This is a genomic window from Streptomyces sp. NPDC048590, from assembly GCF_043199535.1.
Taxonomy (GTDB): domain Bacteria; phylum Actinomycetota; class Actinomycetes; order Streptomycetales; family Streptomycetaceae; genus Streptomyces.
Window position 1 is genome coordinate 143,532 of record NZ_JBICWC010000010.1, and the last position, 15,823, is coordinate 159,354.

The 15,823-nt window shown below is 70.5% G+C and carries 11 protein-coding genes and 1 pseudogene; 4 read left to right on the forward strand and 8 right to left on the reverse strand.

Annotation, left to right across the window (positions count from 1 at the left end):
* Nucleotides 1-256: 256 nt before the first annotated feature.
* A pseudogene (locus tag ACGFNN_RS27390) lies at nt 257-694 on the forward strand (GNAT family N-acetyltransferase); the annotation flags it as partial.
* Here the strand turns inward: ACGFNN_RS27390 and galK are convergent.
* From galK to galT, 3 genes are read right to left on the reverse strand one after another with little or no spacing between them, the layout of a single operon-like run.
* Nucleotides 684-1,859 carry a galactokinase gene (gene galK / locus ACGFNN_RS27395; RefSeq protein ID WP_393559791.1) on the reverse strand — a complete coding sequence of 392 codons (1,176 nt, stop codon included), beginning with the start codon at nt 1,857-1,859 and terminating at the stop codon, nt 684-686. The pseudogene ACGFNN_RS27390 and the gene galK sit on opposite strands and share 11 nt — an antisense overlap.
* The gene (galE, locus tag ACGFNN_RS27400; protein ID WP_365090834.1) at nt 1,856-2,833 is read right to left on the reverse strand and encodes a UDP-glucose 4-epimerase GalE; all 978 of its coding nucleotides are present in this window, start codon (nt 2,831-2,833) and stop codon (nt 1,856-1,858) included. The genes galK and galE overlap by 4 nt, the downstream gene beginning before the upstream one ends.
* Nucleotides 2,830-3,873 (reverse strand): galactose-1-phosphate uridylyltransferase, encoded by a 1,044-nt coding sequence (galT, locus tag ACGFNN_RS27405; protein WP_393559792.1) that lies wholly within the window; start codon nt 3,871-3,873, stop codon nt 2,830-2,832. Before galT ends, galE begins: the two co-directional genes overlap by 4 nt.
* A gap of 238 nt (nt 3,874-4,111) precedes the next feature.
* On the opposite strand from galT, the gene ACGFNN_RS27410 reads away from it, so the two are divergent.
* The gene (locus ACGFNN_RS27410; protein WP_393559793.1) at nt 4,112-5,782 is read left to right on the forward strand and encodes a sodium:solute symporter family protein; all 1,671 of its coding nucleotides are present in this window, start codon (nt 4,112-4,114) and stop codon (nt 5,780-5,782) included.
* Nucleotides 5,783-5,797: 15 nt separating this feature from the next.
* Nucleotides 5,798-6,094 carry a hypothetical protein gene (locus tag ACGFNN_RS27415; RefSeq protein WP_393559795.1) on the forward strand — a complete coding sequence of 99 codons (297 nt, stop codon included), beginning with the start codon at nt 5,798-5,800 and terminating at the stop codon, nt 6,092-6,094.
* A gap of 33 nt (nt 6,095-6,127) precedes the next feature.
* Here the strand turns inward: ACGFNN_RS27415 and ACGFNN_RS27420 are convergent, their stop codons facing one another.
* From ACGFNN_RS27420 to ACGFNN_RS27440, 5 genes are all read right to left on the reverse strand, one after another.
* The gene (locus tag ACGFNN_RS27420; RefSeq protein ID WP_362540463.1) at nt 6,128-6,823 is read right to left on the reverse strand and encodes a LuxR C-terminal-related transcriptional regulator; all 696 of its coding nucleotides are present in this window, start codon (nt 6,821-6,823) and stop codon (nt 6,128-6,130) included.
* 244 nt (nt 6,824-7,067) lie between these two features.
* The gene (locus ACGFNN_RS27425; RefSeq protein ID WP_393559797.1) at nt 7,068-8,996 is read right to left on the reverse strand and encodes a PQQ-binding-like beta-propeller repeat protein; all 1,929 of its coding nucleotides are present in this window, start codon (nt 8,994-8,996) and stop codon (nt 7,068-7,070) included.
* Between the two features lie 58 nt (nt 8,997-9,054).
* Nucleotides 9,055-10,905: a PQQ-binding-like beta-propeller repeat protein gene (locus ACGFNN_RS27430; RefSeq protein WP_393559799.1), complete on the reverse strand. Its 1,851-nt coding sequence runs from the start codon at nt 10,903-10,905 to the stop codon at nt 9,055-9,057.
* 337 nt (nt 10,906-11,242) lie between these two features.
* A complete protein-coding gene (locus tag ACGFNN_RS27435) occupies nt 11,243-12,958 on the reverse strand; it encodes a PQQ-binding-like beta-propeller repeat protein (RefSeq protein WP_393559801.1) in 1,716 nt (571 codons plus the stop codon).
* 198 nt (nt 12,959-13,156) lie between these two features.
* Nucleotides 13,157-14,971, reverse strand: coding sequence for an ABC-F family ATP-binding cassette domain-containing protein (locus tag ACGFNN_RS27440; RefSeq protein WP_393559803.1), 1,815 nt, complete (start codon nt 14,969-14,971; stop codon nt 13,157-13,159).
* Nucleotides 14,972-15,118: 147 nt separating this feature from the next.
* Between ACGFNN_RS27440 and ACGFNN_RS27445 the strand changes: the two genes are divergently transcribed.
* On the forward strand, nt 15,119-15,757 hold the full coding sequence (locus ACGFNN_RS27445) for a lipoprotein (RefSeq protein WP_393559804.1): 639 nt from the start codon (nt 15,119-15,121) through the stop codon (nt 15,755-15,757).
* Nucleotides 15,758-15,823 lie beyond the last annotated feature (66 nt).

The following is a 15,823-nucleotide window of genomic DNA, read 5'->3' on the forward strand; positions in this document are numbered from 1 at the left end:
ACTCCAGGGACGCCCCGTCATGGCCGACCCCCCGGTGGACGGACCCTGCGGACACGGCACCCGGAGCATCGGGGTGGCTTCCCGCGCACGGCCGCCGCCGTGCCGGCCGCCACCCTCTCCGGGTGCCGCATCCGACCGTCTCATCCCCTGAAACGACACCGGCCCCCACCGGTGCTGAGCATCAGAGTACGGGGGCCGCCGGTCGGTGGAAGGGGATTCGCGGAACTGACCACCCCGGATGTCTAGGGTGTTGTCCATGTTCCGCCTTGAGACAGAAGTGGACAAGGAACGTCGTGTTCTGCTCGGCCGGCGGCTGCAGGACGCCAACTGGGACGGATCACCGCAGCTGCGGGCCCTGCGTTCCACCGCGGCCGAGCACGACACCCCGCTGGAGGTCTGGCTCCTGGACGACCGGGGCGCGCTGGCCGGCGGGCTGAGCGGCCGGACCTGGGCCTACTGGCTCCACGTGGACCTGCTCTGGGTCGACGCACGGCACCGGGGCAACGGCCACGGCGCCCGGCTGCTCGCCGAGGCGGAGCGCCTCGCCCGCGACGACCGGTCCTGCACCCGCTCCCGGCTGGAGACCTGGGGATTCCAGGCTCCGGAGTTCTACCGGAAGCAGGGGTACGAGGTGGTCGGCACGGTCGAGGACTACCCGCCCGGTGTCGCCGAGTTCATCCTGGTCAAACAGCTGGGGAGAGCCGGCGGGCCCCCGCCGACGGCACCGCGGGGAAGATTCCCGGGGTGGCGTGGCCGGCGGCGGTGAAGGCCTCCGTCACCGCCTTGGCGACGGTGTCGGCCATGGACTCCTCCACCAGCACGATCGCCGATCCGCCGAAGCCGCCTCCGGTCATCCTGGCGCCGAGCGCCCCGGCGGCGTTCGCCGTCGAGACCACGAGGTCCAGCTCCGGGCAGGACACCCGGAGGTCGTCGCGGAGCGAGCGGTGGCCGTCGTCGAGGACCGGGCCCGCGGCACGGACGTCACCGGCGTCGAGGAGCGCGATGACCTGCTCGACCCGGTGGTTGTCGCTCACCACGTGGCGGACGTAGCGCACGACCGACTCGTCCTCGCCGGCCTTCGCGAGCGTCTCCAGCGCGGCGTCCAGGCCTTCGTACGGAAGGTCGCGCAGGGACGCGATGCCGAGGGCGCGGGCCCCGGCCTCGCAGCCGGCCCGGCGTTCCGCGTAGGCGCCGTCGCCGAGGGCGTGCTTGACCCGGGTGTCGACGACGAGGAGCCGCAGCCCGTGCGCGGCCAGGTCGAAGGGGACCTGGCGCGGGGTGAGGTCGCGGGTGTCGAGGTGGAGCGCGTGGCCCTCCGTGCAGCAGGCCGAGGCCATCTGGTCCATGACCCCGCAGGGCACACCGACGAACGCGTTCTCCGCCCGCTGGCCGATGACGGCCAGCTCGGGGGCGGTGAGGCCGAGCTCGAAGAGGTCGTTCAGGGCGAACGCGGTGACGACCTCCAGGGCGGCCGAGGAGGAGAGCCCGGCGCCGACCGGCACCGTCGAGGTCAGCTGGATGTCCGCGCCGGTGACCGGATGCCCTGCCTCGCGCAGCGCCCAGACGACCCCGGCCGGGTAGGCGGCCCAGCCGTCCCCGGAGCGCGGGGTGAGTTCGTCGACGCGCAGCGAGACGACGCCGCCCGGTACGTCGGTGGAGTGCAGCCGCAGCTGCCCGTCGGTGCGGCGGGAGACCGCGGCGCGCGCGTGGTGCGGGAGGGCGAGCGGCATGACGAAGCCGCCGTTGAAGTCGGTGTACTCACCGATCAGGTTCACCCGTCCGGGTGCTGCCCAGATCCCCTCGGGCACGGTCCCGTACAGCTCGGTGAAGGAGGCGGCGAGCTCGGCGTTGTCGGTCATGGTGCGGTGGGCTCCTCTCGGCGGGCGAACGTCCACGCGTCGGCGACGATGGCGGCCAGGTCGGCACGTGAGGGCTGCCAGCCGAGCCTCTTGCGGGCGGTGTCGGCGGAGGCGACGAGGACTGCCGGATCGCCCGCGCGCCGGGGTGCGGCGGTTTCGGGGACCGGGTGACCGGTCACCTGCCGGACGGTCTCGATGACCTCGCGTACGGAGAATCCGTTGCCGTTGCCGAGGTTGCAGATGAGGTGTTCACCCGTGGTGGCGGCGTCGAGGGCCAGCAGGTGGGCCTCGGCGAGGTCGGCGACGTGGATGTAGTCGCGGACGCAGGTCCCGTCGGGGGTCGGGTAGTCGTCGCCGTAGACGGAGATCGACTCGCGCTGCCCCAGGGCGACCTGGAGGACCAGCGGGATGAGGTGGGACTCGGGGTCGTGGCGCTCGCCACAGCTTCCGTAGGCGCCCGCGACGTTGAAGTAGCGCAGGGAGACGGCCGCCAGGCCGTGTGCGGTCGCCTCGCCGCTGATCATGTGGTCGACGGCGAGCTTGGAGGCACCGTAGGGGTTGGTGGGCGCGGTGGGGTCGGTCTCCGTGATGGGGGTGGTGACCGGTTCCCCGTAGGTTGCCGCGGTGGAGGAGAAGACGAGGGTGCGTACGCCGGCGTCGCGCATGGCCGCGAGGAGGGCCGTGGTGCCGCCGACGTTGTTGACCCAGTACTTCTCGGGGTCGACGACGGACTCGCCGACCTGCGAGTACGCCGCGAAGTGCAGCACCCCGTCGTAGGAGGCGTCCAGCCACTTGGCCGCGTCCTGGATGCGGCCCTCGATGAACTCGGCGCCCGCCGGGACGCCCTCCCGGAAGCCGGTCGACAGGTCGTCCAGGACGGTCACGGTGTGACCGGCCTCCAGCAGATGCGCGGCGACGACGCTGCCGACGTATCCCGCGCCACCCGTCACCAGGTACTTCTTGGTGCTGCTCACTCGCTCGCTACCTCTCGCAGTCGCTGGGCCGCGGCCTCCGGCGGCACATCGTTGATGAAGACGGACATGCCAGACTCGGATCCCGCGAGGAACTTCAGCTTGCCGGTGGTCCGCCTGATGGTGAACAGCTCGAGGTGAAGTCCGAACTCCTCCCGGCCCGGGACCCGGAAAGGTGCCTGGTGCCATGCCGAGATGTACGGGGTGGGCGGCTCGCCGGGGCCGAAGATCCGGTCGAATCGCCTCAAGAGTTCCAGATAGATCTGTGGAAACTCTGTCCGCGCGGCCGCGTCCAGCTCGCGGAGGTCGGGGACGCGCCGACGGGGGTACAGGTGGACCTCGTAGGGCCAGTGCGCGGCGTACGGCACGAAGGCGACCCAGTGCTCGGTCTCCAGGACCACGCGGTCCCCGTCGGCCAGCTCCCGGGCGAGGACGTCGTCGAAGAGGTTGCGGCCGGTCCCGGAGCGGTGGGACTCCATGGAGCGGAGCATCTGTTCGGTGCGCGGGGTGACGAACGGGTAGCCGTAGATCTGGCCGTGCGGGTGCCCCAGGGTCACGCCGATCTCGGCGCCCCGGTTCTCGAAGCAGAAGACCTGGGTGACCTGCGGGAGCTCGGCGAGGCCGGCGGTCCGGTCCGTCCATGCCTCCAGGACGAGAGCTGCCTGGGCCTCGGTGAGCCCGGCGAAGGAGGTGTCGTGGTCGGAGGTGAAGCAGACGACCTCGCAGCGTCCGGAGTCGCCGGCGAGGGAGGGGAAGCGGTTCTCGAAGACCACGACGTCGTAGTCGGTGTCGGGGATCTCGCTGTGCCGGCCGTCGCCCGAGGGACAGAGGGGGCACTCGTCGGCCGGCGGGTGGTAGGTGCGGCCCTGGCGGTGGGACGCGATGGCCACCGAGTCGCCGAGCAGCGGGTCGCGGCGGATCTCCGAGGACGTCGAGACGGCGTCGAGGGGCCGGGGGTCGACGGCTTCGCGGACGGTGTCGTCGGCGGAGTCGTAGTAGATCAGCTCACGGCCGTCGGCGAGGGTCGTAACCGTCTTCTTCACCAGGGTCCTCCATCAGACGCCCTCCAAACATAACCGCACATAACAAACCACAACTCAACAGGCCCGTCAATGGCGCAGATTCCTGTGACCCATCTGAGCGCAAGACGGGGACACAAGGGGACATTCCAACCCTTCCGATCACGATCAAACAAAGAACGCCATGAGAACTGTTCATTTTCTGAACACAAAGGCGTAGGTTCCGACGGGTTCAGTTCGCGCAACGAAGCGAGTACCCCCCATGCAATATCTGGCTGAAGGGCTCCGGCTCCCCACGAACGGGCTCGATTACACAATCCTGGCGATCTACTTCGTCGTGGTGCTCGGCATCGGCTTCGCCGCCCGGGCCAGTGTGAGGACGAGTCTCGACTTCTTCCTGTCCGGTCGTTCGCTGCCCGCGTGGGTGACGGGTCTGGCCTTCGTCGCGGCGAATCTCGGTGCGACCGAGATCCTCGGCATGGCGGCCACCGGCGCGCAGTACGGCGTCGCGGTCGTGCACTGGTACTGGATCGGCGCCATCCCCGCCATGGTCTTCCTCGGCCTGGTGATGATGCCCTTCTACTACCGGTCCAAGGTCCGCTCGGTGCCGGAGTTCCTGCTGCACCGGTTCGACAAGTCGGCGCACCTGCTGAGCTCCATACTCTTCGCCTTCTCGGCGATCCTGATCGCGGGCGTGAACCTCTACGCCCTGTCGATCGTCGTGGAGGCGCTCCTGGGCTGGCCGCAGTGGGTCGCGATCGTCGTCGCGGGCCTCTTCGTCCTCGTCTACATCACCATCGGCGGCCTCTCCTCGGCGATCTACAACGAGGTGCTGCAGTTCTTCGTCATCCTGGCGGCGCTGATCCCGCTGACCCTGCTGGGTCTCAAGCGGGTCGGCGGCTGGGACGGGCTCAGCGGCTCCCTGACGAAGCAGCACGGCGCGGACTTCATGACCGCCTGGGGCGGCACCGGTATCGGTGACGCCAACCCGCTCGGCGCCAACTGGCTGACGATCATCCTCGGCCTGGGCTTCGTGCTGTCCTTCGGCTACTGGACCACCAACTTCGCCGAGGTGCAGCGCGCCCTGTCCGCGAAGAACCTGTCGGCCGCCCAGCGCACCCCGCTGATCGCCGCCTTCCCGAAGATCTTCATCGTCTTCGCCGTGATGATCCCCGGCCTGGTCGCCGCCGTACTCGTGCCCAAGATCGGCACGCCCGGTTCGGACCTCACGTACAACGACGCGATCCCGCTGCTGATGCAGGAACTGCTGCCCAACGGTGTGCTCGGCATCGCCGTGACCGGTCTGCTGGCGGCCTTCATGGCCGGTATGGCCGCCAACGTTTCGTCGTTCAACACCGTGTTCACCACGGACATCTGGCAGCGGTACGTGAAGAAGGACCAGTCCGACGCGTACTACCTGCGCTTCGGACGGCTGATCACCGCCGTGGGTGTGCTGGCCTCGATCGGCACCGCGTTCATCGCGGCCAGCTTCTCCAACATCATGACGTACCTGCAGACGCTGTTCTCGTTCTTCAACGTCCCGCTGTTCGTGGTCTTCATCATCGGCATGTTCTGGAAGCGTGCCTCGATGAAGTCCGGCGTCTGGGGCCTGCTGGCCGGTACGACGGCCGCGATGGTGAACTACTTCGTGATCTACAAGCAGGGCATCATCGACATCCCGTCCGACCAGGGCGCCAACTTCGTCTCCGCCATCGTCGGATTCGTCGCCGGCGCGGTCGTCATGGTCGCCGTCACGCTCTTCACCGCGCCCAAGCCGGTGGAGGAGCTCGCCGGTCTGGTCTACGGCACCGAGGCCCCGGACTCCGACGAGGTGCCCGAGGAGGGCGACAGCGCCTGGTACCGCAAGCCCGCCCTGCTCGGCTGGGGCGCCATCGTCCTCGCCACCCTCTGCTACCTGCCCTACTCGCTCTGATCGGAGGCACCCACCATGTCCGACGCACAAGAAGCCCACAACGCGGTCTCCGAGCTGGAGCGCAAGTCCGCGACCGCGGCCCGGCTCTTCGACATCCGGCGGATCATCGGCGGTCTCTTCGTGGTCTACGGAGTGATCGTCACCATCGCCGGCATCAGCCCGTCCGACGCCGACCTGAAGAAGGCCGAAGGCGTCCACATCAATCTCTGGACCGGCCTGGCCATGCTGGCCCTCGGGCTGTTCTTCCTGATCTGGATGAAGCTGCGGCCGGCCCAGGCGCCGGCGGAGGTCCCCGGTACACCGGAGAGCTGACCGGCACCCCGCGGGGGCCGGACGATCACGCGTTCACGCGAGGCCGTCCGGCCCCCGCGGCGTTCCCGCCGCCGCCCGGTCCAGCAGCCCGGTCCGGGCGGCGAGTGCGGCGGCCTCCAGCCGGGAGCCGACGCCGAGTTTCATCAGCACCCGCTGCACATGGGTGCGGGCGGTGCTCGGGGCGATCCCCATGCCGGCCGCGATCAGCCGGGTGTCCTCGCCTTCGGCGACCCGTACGAGCACCTCGACCTCGCGAGGGGTCAGCATCCGCAGCAGCCGCTGGCCCTCGTCGTCGGGCTGGGCCACCGGATGCAGCAGTTCTGCGAACGCGCCCCTCAGCAGCTGCGGGGCGATCGCGGTCTCCCCCGCGCGGGCTTTGACCATCGCCCGCTCGACGCCCTCTATGCGCTCGTCGTGGCGTACGTATCCGGCCGCGCCGGCCGCGAAGGCCGCCGCGATACCGCGCGGGCTCGGCACCGGTCCGAGTACCACCACGGCCACCTGCGGACGTTCCCGTCCGATCCGCACGATCGGGTCGAACGCGCCGGGTTCGGCGGGTGAGGCCGTACCGAAGAGGCATACCTCGGGTGCTCTGCTGACGACCAGTTCGGCGGCCCCGGACGTCGGCGCGGCCGCCGCGAGCACGCGGTGCCCGCGCAGTTTCAGCGCCGAGGCGAGTGCCTCGGCGAGCAGTCTGTGGTCATCGACCACCATGAGCCGCACGCCCATCGGTTAAGCCCCCATGTGTGCGGCGCCGGGCACCGCGTAACACCGAACAGGCCCCCCGGCCTCTCTGACCCGGCAAGTTACACGCTTGTTCGACGTGACGCGCCCCTTACGGGACAGAAGCCCCCCGGAATGCCGAATACGTGTCTTTCGGGGCCGCGCGCCGTCGGAAAAGGACCGGCCCTGCCGGTCGGATGATCAACCGGCAGGGCCGTCAGCGCTGTTCGGGCACGGGGCCCGGTCGGGGTCAGCTCGTGCTGAAGGAGACGACGAGGTACTGCTTGTCGTCCAGGCCCGACTTGCTGGGTTCGCTGACCATCTTCTCGGAGATGAACAGCCGGCCCTTCTCGTAGCGGAACTCGGCGTAGTTGATCGAGAAGCTGGTCTCCGCGTCGTGTACCGCCTCGTCGTCCGGGTTCACCATCAGCACGGTCTGCTCGAAGGTGTCGCCGTTGATGGAGACGATCTGGCCGCCCTTGTCGTACGGGGGGTTCTTGTACGCGATGACGTTGGTGCCGTCCATGCGCAGCGGGGTCAGCGAGTAGCGGTCGCCCGCGTCGGCCCTGCCGCCGACGAGCTTGCCGGTGGTGAGGTCGAAGGCGACGATCTCGTTGGTGTCGCCGTACTCGCCGCCGCCCTCGTGGTCCTCGGTCGGCACGTAGAGCCTGTTGTTGCCGACGGCCAGGGAGGTGCACTGCTCGACCTCGGTGGCCTGGCAGTCCGCGGCGTACTTGTCCGCGTCGGCGGAGATCCGGACGATGAGCTTCCCGGTCGCGGCGTCGATGGAGAAGAAGTCGGAGATGCTGCTGCCGTCCCCGGCGGTGTCGCCGACGTCGGCCGCGACGACGAGCGGCTTGGTCGAGACGATGCTCGCGTACTCGACACCGGCGGGCATGTCGTACGAGGAGAGCGGTGCACCGGTGGTCGGGTTCAGTGCCTGGATGCTGAGCTGGGGCTCGTCGTAGCTGCCGCACTTGCGGACCACCGCGAGGGCGTCGCCGCCGCCGTACCCCATGTCGTAGCAGTTGTTGGCGTCCGTCTTCGGCTTCCAGAGTTCGGCGCCGTTGGCGAGGTTGAAGGCCGCGCCGCCGCTGGTCCCGCCCGCGGCGACCGTGGAGCCGCTGAGCGTGACCTCGCTGAACCGGACGGGCCTGTCACCGCTGGACGCCGAGGTGACGGACTTGCTCCAGATCAGCTTGCCGGTGGCCAGGTCGATGGCGCCGACCTGGCTGCAGGACGGGTACTTGTTCTCCGCGCTCGGCTTGCCGTCCTCGAAGGCGATCGCCGTCTTGTAGTCCTTGCTCATGTGCCGGGACGCGGCGCAGAGCTGGCCCTCGAGCGGGATCGACCAGAGCTTGGTGCCCTTGGCGATGTCGTAGCCGACGATCTCGTAGACGCCGGTCTTCACGTACGCCTTGTCGGTGACCCAGGAGCCGTCGACGGTGGTGACGTCGGTGACCTTGGGGTGGGGAATCTGGAAGCCGACCTTGGACTTGGTGTTCGCGGGCGCCTTCTCGGTGCCGCCGGCCAGGCCGCCGCCCTTGCCCTCGCCGCCCTTGCCCTCGCCGCCGGTGGTTCCCGCCGAGGACACCTCGTCCTTCTTGCCGCCGTCGTCACCGCCGCCGAAGGCGTAGAGGACACCGCCGCCGACGATCAGGACGATGGCGACCACCGCGGCCACGATGATCTTCATCTGGGTGTTGAACTTCTTGCCGCCGCCCGGCGGGGTGCCGTACTGCGGCTGCATCGGCGCGGTCGGGTAGCCGTACCCCTGCGGGGGCATGCCGGGCTGTCCGGGCGCGCCCTGCGGGAAGCCGTATCCGGGCTGCGTCGGGGGCTGGCCGGGGGGCGGTCCCTGCGGGAAGCCGTATGCGGGCTGCGTCGGAGGCTGGCCGGGGGGCGGCCCCTGCGGGAAGCCGTACGCGGGCTGCGTCGGAGGCTGGCCGGGGGGCGGCTGCGGGGTTCCGTACCCGCCGGGGGGCGGGGGCGGCGGACTGCCGTGGCCGCCGGCCGGCGGGGTGGGCGGGGTGGCCGGGGGCTGCTGCGTGGCGAGCGGGTCGGACGGCGGCGGGGTGGGCGCGCCGAACCCTCCGGGCGGCGGGTCCTGGGGCGCGCCGAACCCGCCCTGGGGCGGCTCGTTCGGTGGTTCGCTCGGCGGCTGGGGCGGCTGGGTCATGGCGTACGTACCTCTGCGGTGTCTGTGGGGAGGGGGATGCGGTTGCCGTCGTCGGGCGTCACTTGCCGAAGGCCATCATGGTCGTCTGCTCCTTCTCCTCCTCGTCGTTGCTCGCGCTGACGCGGCTGCTGACGATGAAGGAGCGGCCTCCGGAGTAGACGACCCTGGACGAGAAGAAGTTCTCGATGCGGGTCGTCGAGTCCGGGTGCTGCAGCACGACCTTGGGTGCGCCGCCGGTGGGGGCGATCGTCGCGATGGCCCCGCCCTTGTCGTACGAGGGCTCCAGGTAGACCAGGACGTTGCCGCCCTCCATGCCCAGGGGCTTCATGGTGCGCTCGGCCGGGGCGTCCGACTTCCACTTGGTCTTGCCGGTGTTCAGGTTGAACGCCAGGACCTTGTTGGTGCGGGCGCTGCCGCTGGTGTCGTCCTTGGTCATCATGTAGAAGGTGTTGGCGTCGGCGGCGACGCCGGTGCACCCTTCGAGGTTCTCGCCGAAGATGGCGAAGTCGCTGCCGCAGTCGACGGTCGGGCTGTCGCCCTTGTCACTGATCAGCTGGGACCGGAGCGTGCCGTTCTCCTTGAGCGCGAGGATGCCCCACTTCTTCTCCTCGCGCTGGGTCAGCGAGACGACGAGCGGGCTGACCGAGTAGACCTTGTCGACCTCCCAGCCGCGCTTGGGCTGGTAGGTCCACTTGGCCTTGCCGGTGGTCGGGTCGATCTCCTGGATCTGGTGCTGCGGGTTGTCCAGGTCGTCGGTGCGGCAGCTGGTCGCCGCGATGAGCTTGGGGCCGCCGGCGAAGGCGAACGGCTTGCAGTTGCCGGACGGGTTCGCGAAGAGCTCGGAGCCGTCGCTGACCTTGTAGGCGTTGGAGTTGCTCGTACGGCCGACGGTCACGGTGTCGCCGCTGATCGCCAGTCCGATGTCGGACAGCAGGTCCCAGGTGCCGTTCTTCTTGACCGACTTCTTCCATCCGGCCTTGCCGGTGTTGAGGTCGATCTGCTGCAGGACGGAGCAGTCGGCCTTGTCGGTGGTCCCGCTCTTCACCCCGATGACGATCTTGCCGTCGGTGGTGGGGTTCCCGGGCGCCGCGCACATGTCGGCGGGCAGCGGCAGGGTCCACTTCTGCTTGCCGTCGGTCACGGAGTAGCCGTTGACCGAGCGGTACATGCCCTTGACGAGGGTGTCGCCGACGATCCACGGGCCGTACACGTCCGCGCCGTTGCGCGGCAGGTCGATGTCGTTGGTCGTCAGCCAGAGGACCTTGGCCTCGCCCGGCTTGCGCCCGGCGTTGAGGTCGTCGTTCGTCTCGCGGCCGTCGCCCTTGCCGTCGCCCTGGTCGACACTGGCCGAGGGGCTCGGCGCAGAGGGTGCGGCCGTGGGCTTCGCGACGGGGTCCTTCTCGTCCTCACCGCTCGTCAGGAGGAAGACCCCGCCGCCGATGACCAGCAGCGCGGCGAGCGCCGCGCCGATGATGACGGCGGGCTTGCCCTTGAAGGGACCGCCGCCGGAGCCGCCGGGCGCCGGGGCGCCGGGGTACTGCTGCTGCGGGTAGCCGTACCCGGGCTGCTGACCGTACGGGCCGGGCTGCTGACCGTAGGGGCCGGCCGGTGTGCCGTAGGGGCCGGGCTGCTGGGCGTACGGGCCGGGGGCCGTCTGCCCGGGGCCCTGTCCGGGTGCCTGCGGGTAGCCGTAACCGGGCTGCGCGCCGGGGGCCTGCGGGTAGCCGTAGCCCGGCTGCGTGGGGGGCGGCGTCTGCGGCGCGCCGGCCGGGGGCGGCGGCGTGGCCGGCATCTGCGGCGGTGCTGCCGGAGGTGACTGCGGCTGGGGCGGCTGAGGCGGCGTGCCCTGCGGTTCCTGCGGAGCCCCGAAACCCCCCTGGGGCGGTTCCTGGCTGGGCGGCTGGGTCATCAGCACGTCCCCCTTCGTGCGGTCCGGTGCCTGGTCCGGTCTCCCCCGCGATTCCGTTCGGCTCAGAGGATCATTTGAAGGCGATTCTCTGAATTCCCCCCGGAAAGGAGCGAATCGGGCATGGCTTCCGCGGCGTTACGACAGTCGAGCGGGGCTTCTTTGTACCACCCGCGCCACACCCGGACGGGATCGGTCCATCCCCTGTTCCCAAGGGAGGACCGGGCCGTGATACCGCCGTTATGCGTCTGCGAGGCCGTCGCGCGGACGGGATCTCCCGATGCCGCGTCAACTCGTCCCGTGAGGTGTCCATTTCACCGCGGAGTCTCTCTCCACCGCCTCATGGACCGAAGACGAGTACCGCCGTGGCGGCCATCTCCGCCTCGTCCTCGTCCTCGCTGATCCGGTACGGGAGCAGGTAGGACCGGCCTCCGTGCCAGGCCGCCCTGGGCTGGAAGAGGATGCCTTCGGTCTTGACCGCCGACGCCGGGTGCTTCAGGAGCGGGGTGTAGGCGCCCGTGGAGGGTGTGAGGGCACCGATCTCGCCGCCCCTGCTGTAGGAGGCCTGGACGTGGACGAGGACCTTTCCGCCCTCGGTGCGCAGCGGCAGGATGAGCCGGCCGCCCGGTGCGGGGGTCTTCCAGACGGCCCTGCCGGTGGCGATGTCGAAGGCGACCACCTTGTTGGTCTCCGCGGAGTCGCCGCCGACGCTCTCGTCCACCTTGGGCTGGGTGGAGAAGTAGAAGCGGGTGTCGTCCGCCGCCACCCCGGCGCAGCCGTCGAGGTTGCCGCCCGCCTGCACGGTCTCCTCACCGCACCGGACGCCGTAGTCCTCGTCCCCGGGAACGAGTTGGGAGCGGAAGGTGCCGTTCTCGTCCAGGAAGACGACCGCCCAGTCGGCGTCCTTCCCGATGGAGAGGACCGGCGGGCTCGTGGAGTAGACGTGGGTGACCCTCCAGCCCGGCTTGACGTCGTACGTCCACTTCGGCGCCCCGGTGACGGGGTCGACCTGCTGGAGCTGTTCGCGTACGGGGGAGGCGGGCTCCTTCTGGCAGTTCACGGCGGCCAGCATCCGGGCTCCGCCGGTGAACGCGTACGGCTGGCAGACGCCTTCACGCCTGCTGAAGAGCTCCTTGCCGTCGCTGACCCGGAAGGCGTCGGTGGCGCTGTCGCGTCCGAAGGTGACGGTGTCGCCGCTGACGGCCATGGCGACGTGGGACAGCCCGTCCCGCATGTCGGACCGGTCGACGGTCTTCTTCCACCCGGCCTTGCCGGTGCGCAGGTCGATCATCTGGAGCACCGAGCAGGTCGCCTCGTCCTCCGAGACGTTGTCCTCGATGCCGACGACGACCTTGCCGCCGGCCGTGGGGGCGGTGGGTGAGGCGCACAGGTCGGTGGGCAGGTCGAGGCTCCACCGCTCGGTCCCGTCGGCCGCGTCGTAGCCGGTGACCTTGCGGTACATGCCCTTGGCGACGATGTCCCCGGCGAACCAGGGTCCGTGCGTCGCCTCGCCGTACTGCGGGAGGTCGACCCCGTTCTCCTTGATCCACGCGACCTTCGCCTCGCCCGGCTTGCGCCCGGCGTTGAGCTCGGCGGCCGTCGGACCGGCGACGTCCTCCTCGTCCTTGCCGCCCTTGGTGGGTCCGGGCTTCGCGGTGCCGGTGGGTCCCGCGACGGGCTTCTTCCGCCCGCCGTCGTCGTCGCCCGCGGCCAGCCAGATCCCGCCGCCGGCCAGCAGGAGCACGGCGAGCGCCGCGCCGATCACGGTGCCGGTCCTGCCCCGGAAGCGGCCGCCGCCCCCGGGTCCCGTGGGTCCGCCGGGCGCCGTGGCCGTCGGCGGCTGGGGCGGCATGCCGTACCCGGGCTGCTGGGCGTACGGGCCGGGGGCCTGTCCGTAGGGTCCGGGCTGCGGGTTGTACGGTCCGGGCTGCTGCCCGTACGGGCCGGATGCGGGCGGGTAGCCGTATCCGGGTGACGGCTGAGGCATGCCCTGCGGGGGGTCGTACGGTGCCCCGAAGCTCCCCTGCGGCGGTTGCTGGCCGGGAGGCTGGGTCATCAGCACGTCCCCCTTCGTGCGGTCCGACGCCCGGTCCGTCCACATGATCGGGCGGTCCTTTTCTACCACCCGTGCCCGAAGGTCCCTCGCGAACGGTCCCCGGGGGACGATGCCTTGGGGCCGGTCCTCACGAACGGGCCCCGGGGGAGCGAACCTTGGGGCACGCCCCGCCGGCCCGCTCCTCCGGAGGGCCGGCGGTCAGGCGTCCTCGGCAAGTTCCAGCCAGCGCATCTCCAGCTCGTCGCGCTCCGCGACCAGTTCGCGCAGTTCGGCGTCGAGCTTCGCGACCTTCTCGAAGTCGGTGGCGTTCTCGGCGATCTGGGCGTGCAGCGATGTCTCCTTCGTCGACATCTTCTCGAGCTGCCGCTCGACCTTCTGCAGTTCCTTCTTCGCGGCACGCGCCGCCTGCGGCGAGACCGCCTCGGCCGGCGCGGCCTTGGGCGCCGTGGAGCCGGCGGACGCGGGGGCGGCCGCCTCCTCCATGCGCTGCCTGCGCTCGATGTACTCGTCGATGCCGCGCGGCAGCATCCGCAGGGCGCGGTCGCCGAGAAGCGCCATCACCTTGTCGGTGGTCCGCTCGATGAAGAAGCGGTCGTGGGAGATGACGATCATCGATCCGGGCCAGCCGTCGAGGAGGTCCTCCAGCTGGGTCAGGGTCTCGATGTCCAGGTCGTTGGTGGGCTCGTCGAGGAAGAGGACGTTCGGCTCGTCCATCAGCAGACGCAGGATCTGCAGCCTGCGCCGCTCGCCACCGGACAGGTCACCGACCGGGGTCCACTGCTTCTCCTTGGCGAAGCCGAACTGCTCGCAGAGCTGCCCGGCCGTCATCTCACGGCCCTTGCCGAGATCGACCCGGTCGCGCACCTGCTGGACGGCCTCCAGGACCCGCAGGTTCTTGTCGAGCTCCGCGACCTCCTGGGAGAGGTAGGCGAGCTTGACCGTCTTGCCGACGACGATCTTCCCCTCGGCGGGCTGGGCGTCGCCCTGGCTGCGGGACGCCTCGGCGAGCGCGCGCAGCAGCGAGGTCTTGCCCGCGCCGTTGACGCCGACCAGGCCGATGCGGTCGCCGGGGCCGAGCTGCCAGGTGAGGTGGGTGAGCAGGGTCTTGGGCCCGGCCTGGACGGTGACGTCCTCCAGGTCGAAGACGGTCTTGCCGAGGCGGGCGTTGGCGAACCGCATCAGCTCGCTGGTGTCGCGGGGCGGCGGCACATCGGCGATCAGCTCGTTGGCGGCCTCGATGCGGTAGCGCGGCTTCGACGTACGGGCGGGGGCTCCGCGCCGCAGCCAGGCCAGCTCCTTGCGCATCAGGTTCTGCCGCTTGGACTCCTCGGTGGCGGCGATGCGCTCCCGCTCGGCCCGCGCGAAGACGTAGTCGCTGTAGCCGCCCTCGTACTCGTGGACGGTGCCGCGCTGGACGTCCCACATGCGGGTGCAGACCTGGTCGAGGAACCAGCGGTCGTGGGTGACGCAGACGAGCGCGGAACGCCGGGCCCGCAGATGCCCGGCCAGCCAGGAGATGCCCTCGACGTCGAGGTGGTTGGTGGGCTCGTCGAGGACGATGAGGTCCTGCTCGGCGATGAGCAGCTTGGCCAGCGCGATCCTGCGCCGCTCACCACCGGAGAGCGGGGCGATGACGGTGTCCAGGCCGTGCTCGAAGCCGGGGAGCGCGAGCCCTCCGAAGAGCCCGGTCAGCACGTCGCGGATCTTGGCGCTGCCCGCCCACTCGTGGTCGGCGAGATCGCCGATGACCTCGTGCCGGATGGTGGCCTTCGGGTCGAGCGAGTCGTGCTGGGTGAGGACACCGAGGCGGAGCCCGCCGTTGTGGGTGACCCGGCCGCTGTCGGCCTCCTCCAGCTTGGCCAGCATCCGGATGAGCGTCGTCTTGCCGTCGCCGTTGCGGCCGACGACGCCGATCCGGTCGCCCTCGGACACCCCGAGGGATACACCGTCGAGCAGGGCACGGGTGCCGTACACCTTGCTGACCTGCTCGACATTGACCAGATTGACGGCCATTTCACTCCTGCCTCGGGGATCCCCGCTGCGGGGAACGCTCGACGTCCCAGAGTAGTCGCCGCGCGGGGTGCGGTAGCGTGCGGCGATCGATCATGGGGCGTAACCCCTGGTCGGAGCGGGTCGGAACATCTCTGGGGTGGGGACTTCATGATGCGTGGCGCGATACGGGCCCTGGTCCCGGTGGTCCTGACGACGGCGGCGCTGGCCGGCTGCTCGTCCACCGGCGACGGTACGGAGACGGGCAAGAACGGGGACACCGCCCCGCCGAGGGCGGCGGAGACCACCGGGGCCGGGAAGGGCCGCACGCTCGGCAGCCCCGGATCGGGCTGCGAGCTCCCGGTGACCTTCGGTCTGGCGGCGGACTGGAAGCCGCAGGCGGTCACGGTGGAGCCGGGGTCCGATCTCGCGGAGCTGGCCGAGCAGGGCCCCGTCACGATGGTCTGCGAGATCGACGCCAAGCCCGCGGGGAACATCGGCTACATCCGGGTGTGGCAGGGCAAGGAGTCCGGTGACGACCCGGCCGTGACGCTGAAGGCGTTCGTCGCGGACGAACCGGGCGCGGGCAAGGCGGTCTACACCCAGGTGAAGGCGGGTGCGCTGGCCGCGACCGAGGTCGCCTACACGGTGGACGGCGAACTGCTGGACGAGCCCAAGAAGGAGCGGGCCTTCGCCGTCGCCACGCCTGACGGGCCCCTCGTGGTGCACCTGGGCGGACTGGACTCCGACGAGCACGAGGCGATGCTCCCGGCGTACGAGCTGGCGAGGCGGACCCTGAAACTGGGCTGAGGCCGGGGCGTGCGGGGCGGGATTCCGCCCTGCTCCGGCCGTGACGCCCGGAATCGCGGGCCGGGT

Bases quoted from the DNA above. Each gene is read 5' to 3' on its own strand.
- ACGFNN_RS27420 (WP_362540463.1), bottom strand. From the start codon at position 6,823: ATGGGCGTGCGGCTCATGGTGGTCGATGACCACAGACTGCTCGCCGAG.
- ACGFNN_RS27430 (WP_393559799.1), bottom strand. From the start codon at position 10,905: ATGACCCAGCCGCCCAGCCAGGAACCGCCCCAGGGGGGTTTCGGGGCT.
- ACGFNN_RS27415 (WP_393559795.1), top strand. From the start codon at position 5,798: ATGTCCGACGCACAAGAAGCCCACAACGCGGTCTCCGAGCTGGAGCGC.
- ACGFNN_RS27435 (WP_393559801.1), bottom strand. From the start codon at position 12,958: ATGACCCAGCCTCCCGGCCAGCAACCGCCGCAGGGGAGCTTCGGGGCA.
- ACGFNN_RS27410 (WP_393559793.1), top strand. From the start codon at position 4,112: ATGCAATATCTGGCTGAAGGGCTCCGGCTCCCCACGAACGGGCTCGAT.
- ACGFNN_RS27440 (WP_393559803.1), bottom strand. From the start codon at position 14,971: ATGGCCGTCAATCTGGTCAATGTCGAGCAGGTCAGCAAGGTGTACGGC.
- ACGFNN_RS27445 (WP_393559804.1), top strand. From the start codon at position 15,119: ATGATGCGTGGCGCGATACGGGCCCTGGTCCCGGTGGTCCTGACGACG.
- galK (WP_393559791.1), bottom strand. From the start codon at position 1,859: ATGACCGACAACGCCGAGCTCGCCGCCTCCTTCACCGAGCTGTACGGG.
- ACGFNN_RS27425 (WP_393559797.1), bottom strand. From the start codon at position 8,996: ATGACCCAGCCGCCCCAGCCGCCGAGCGAACCACCGAACGAGCCGCCC.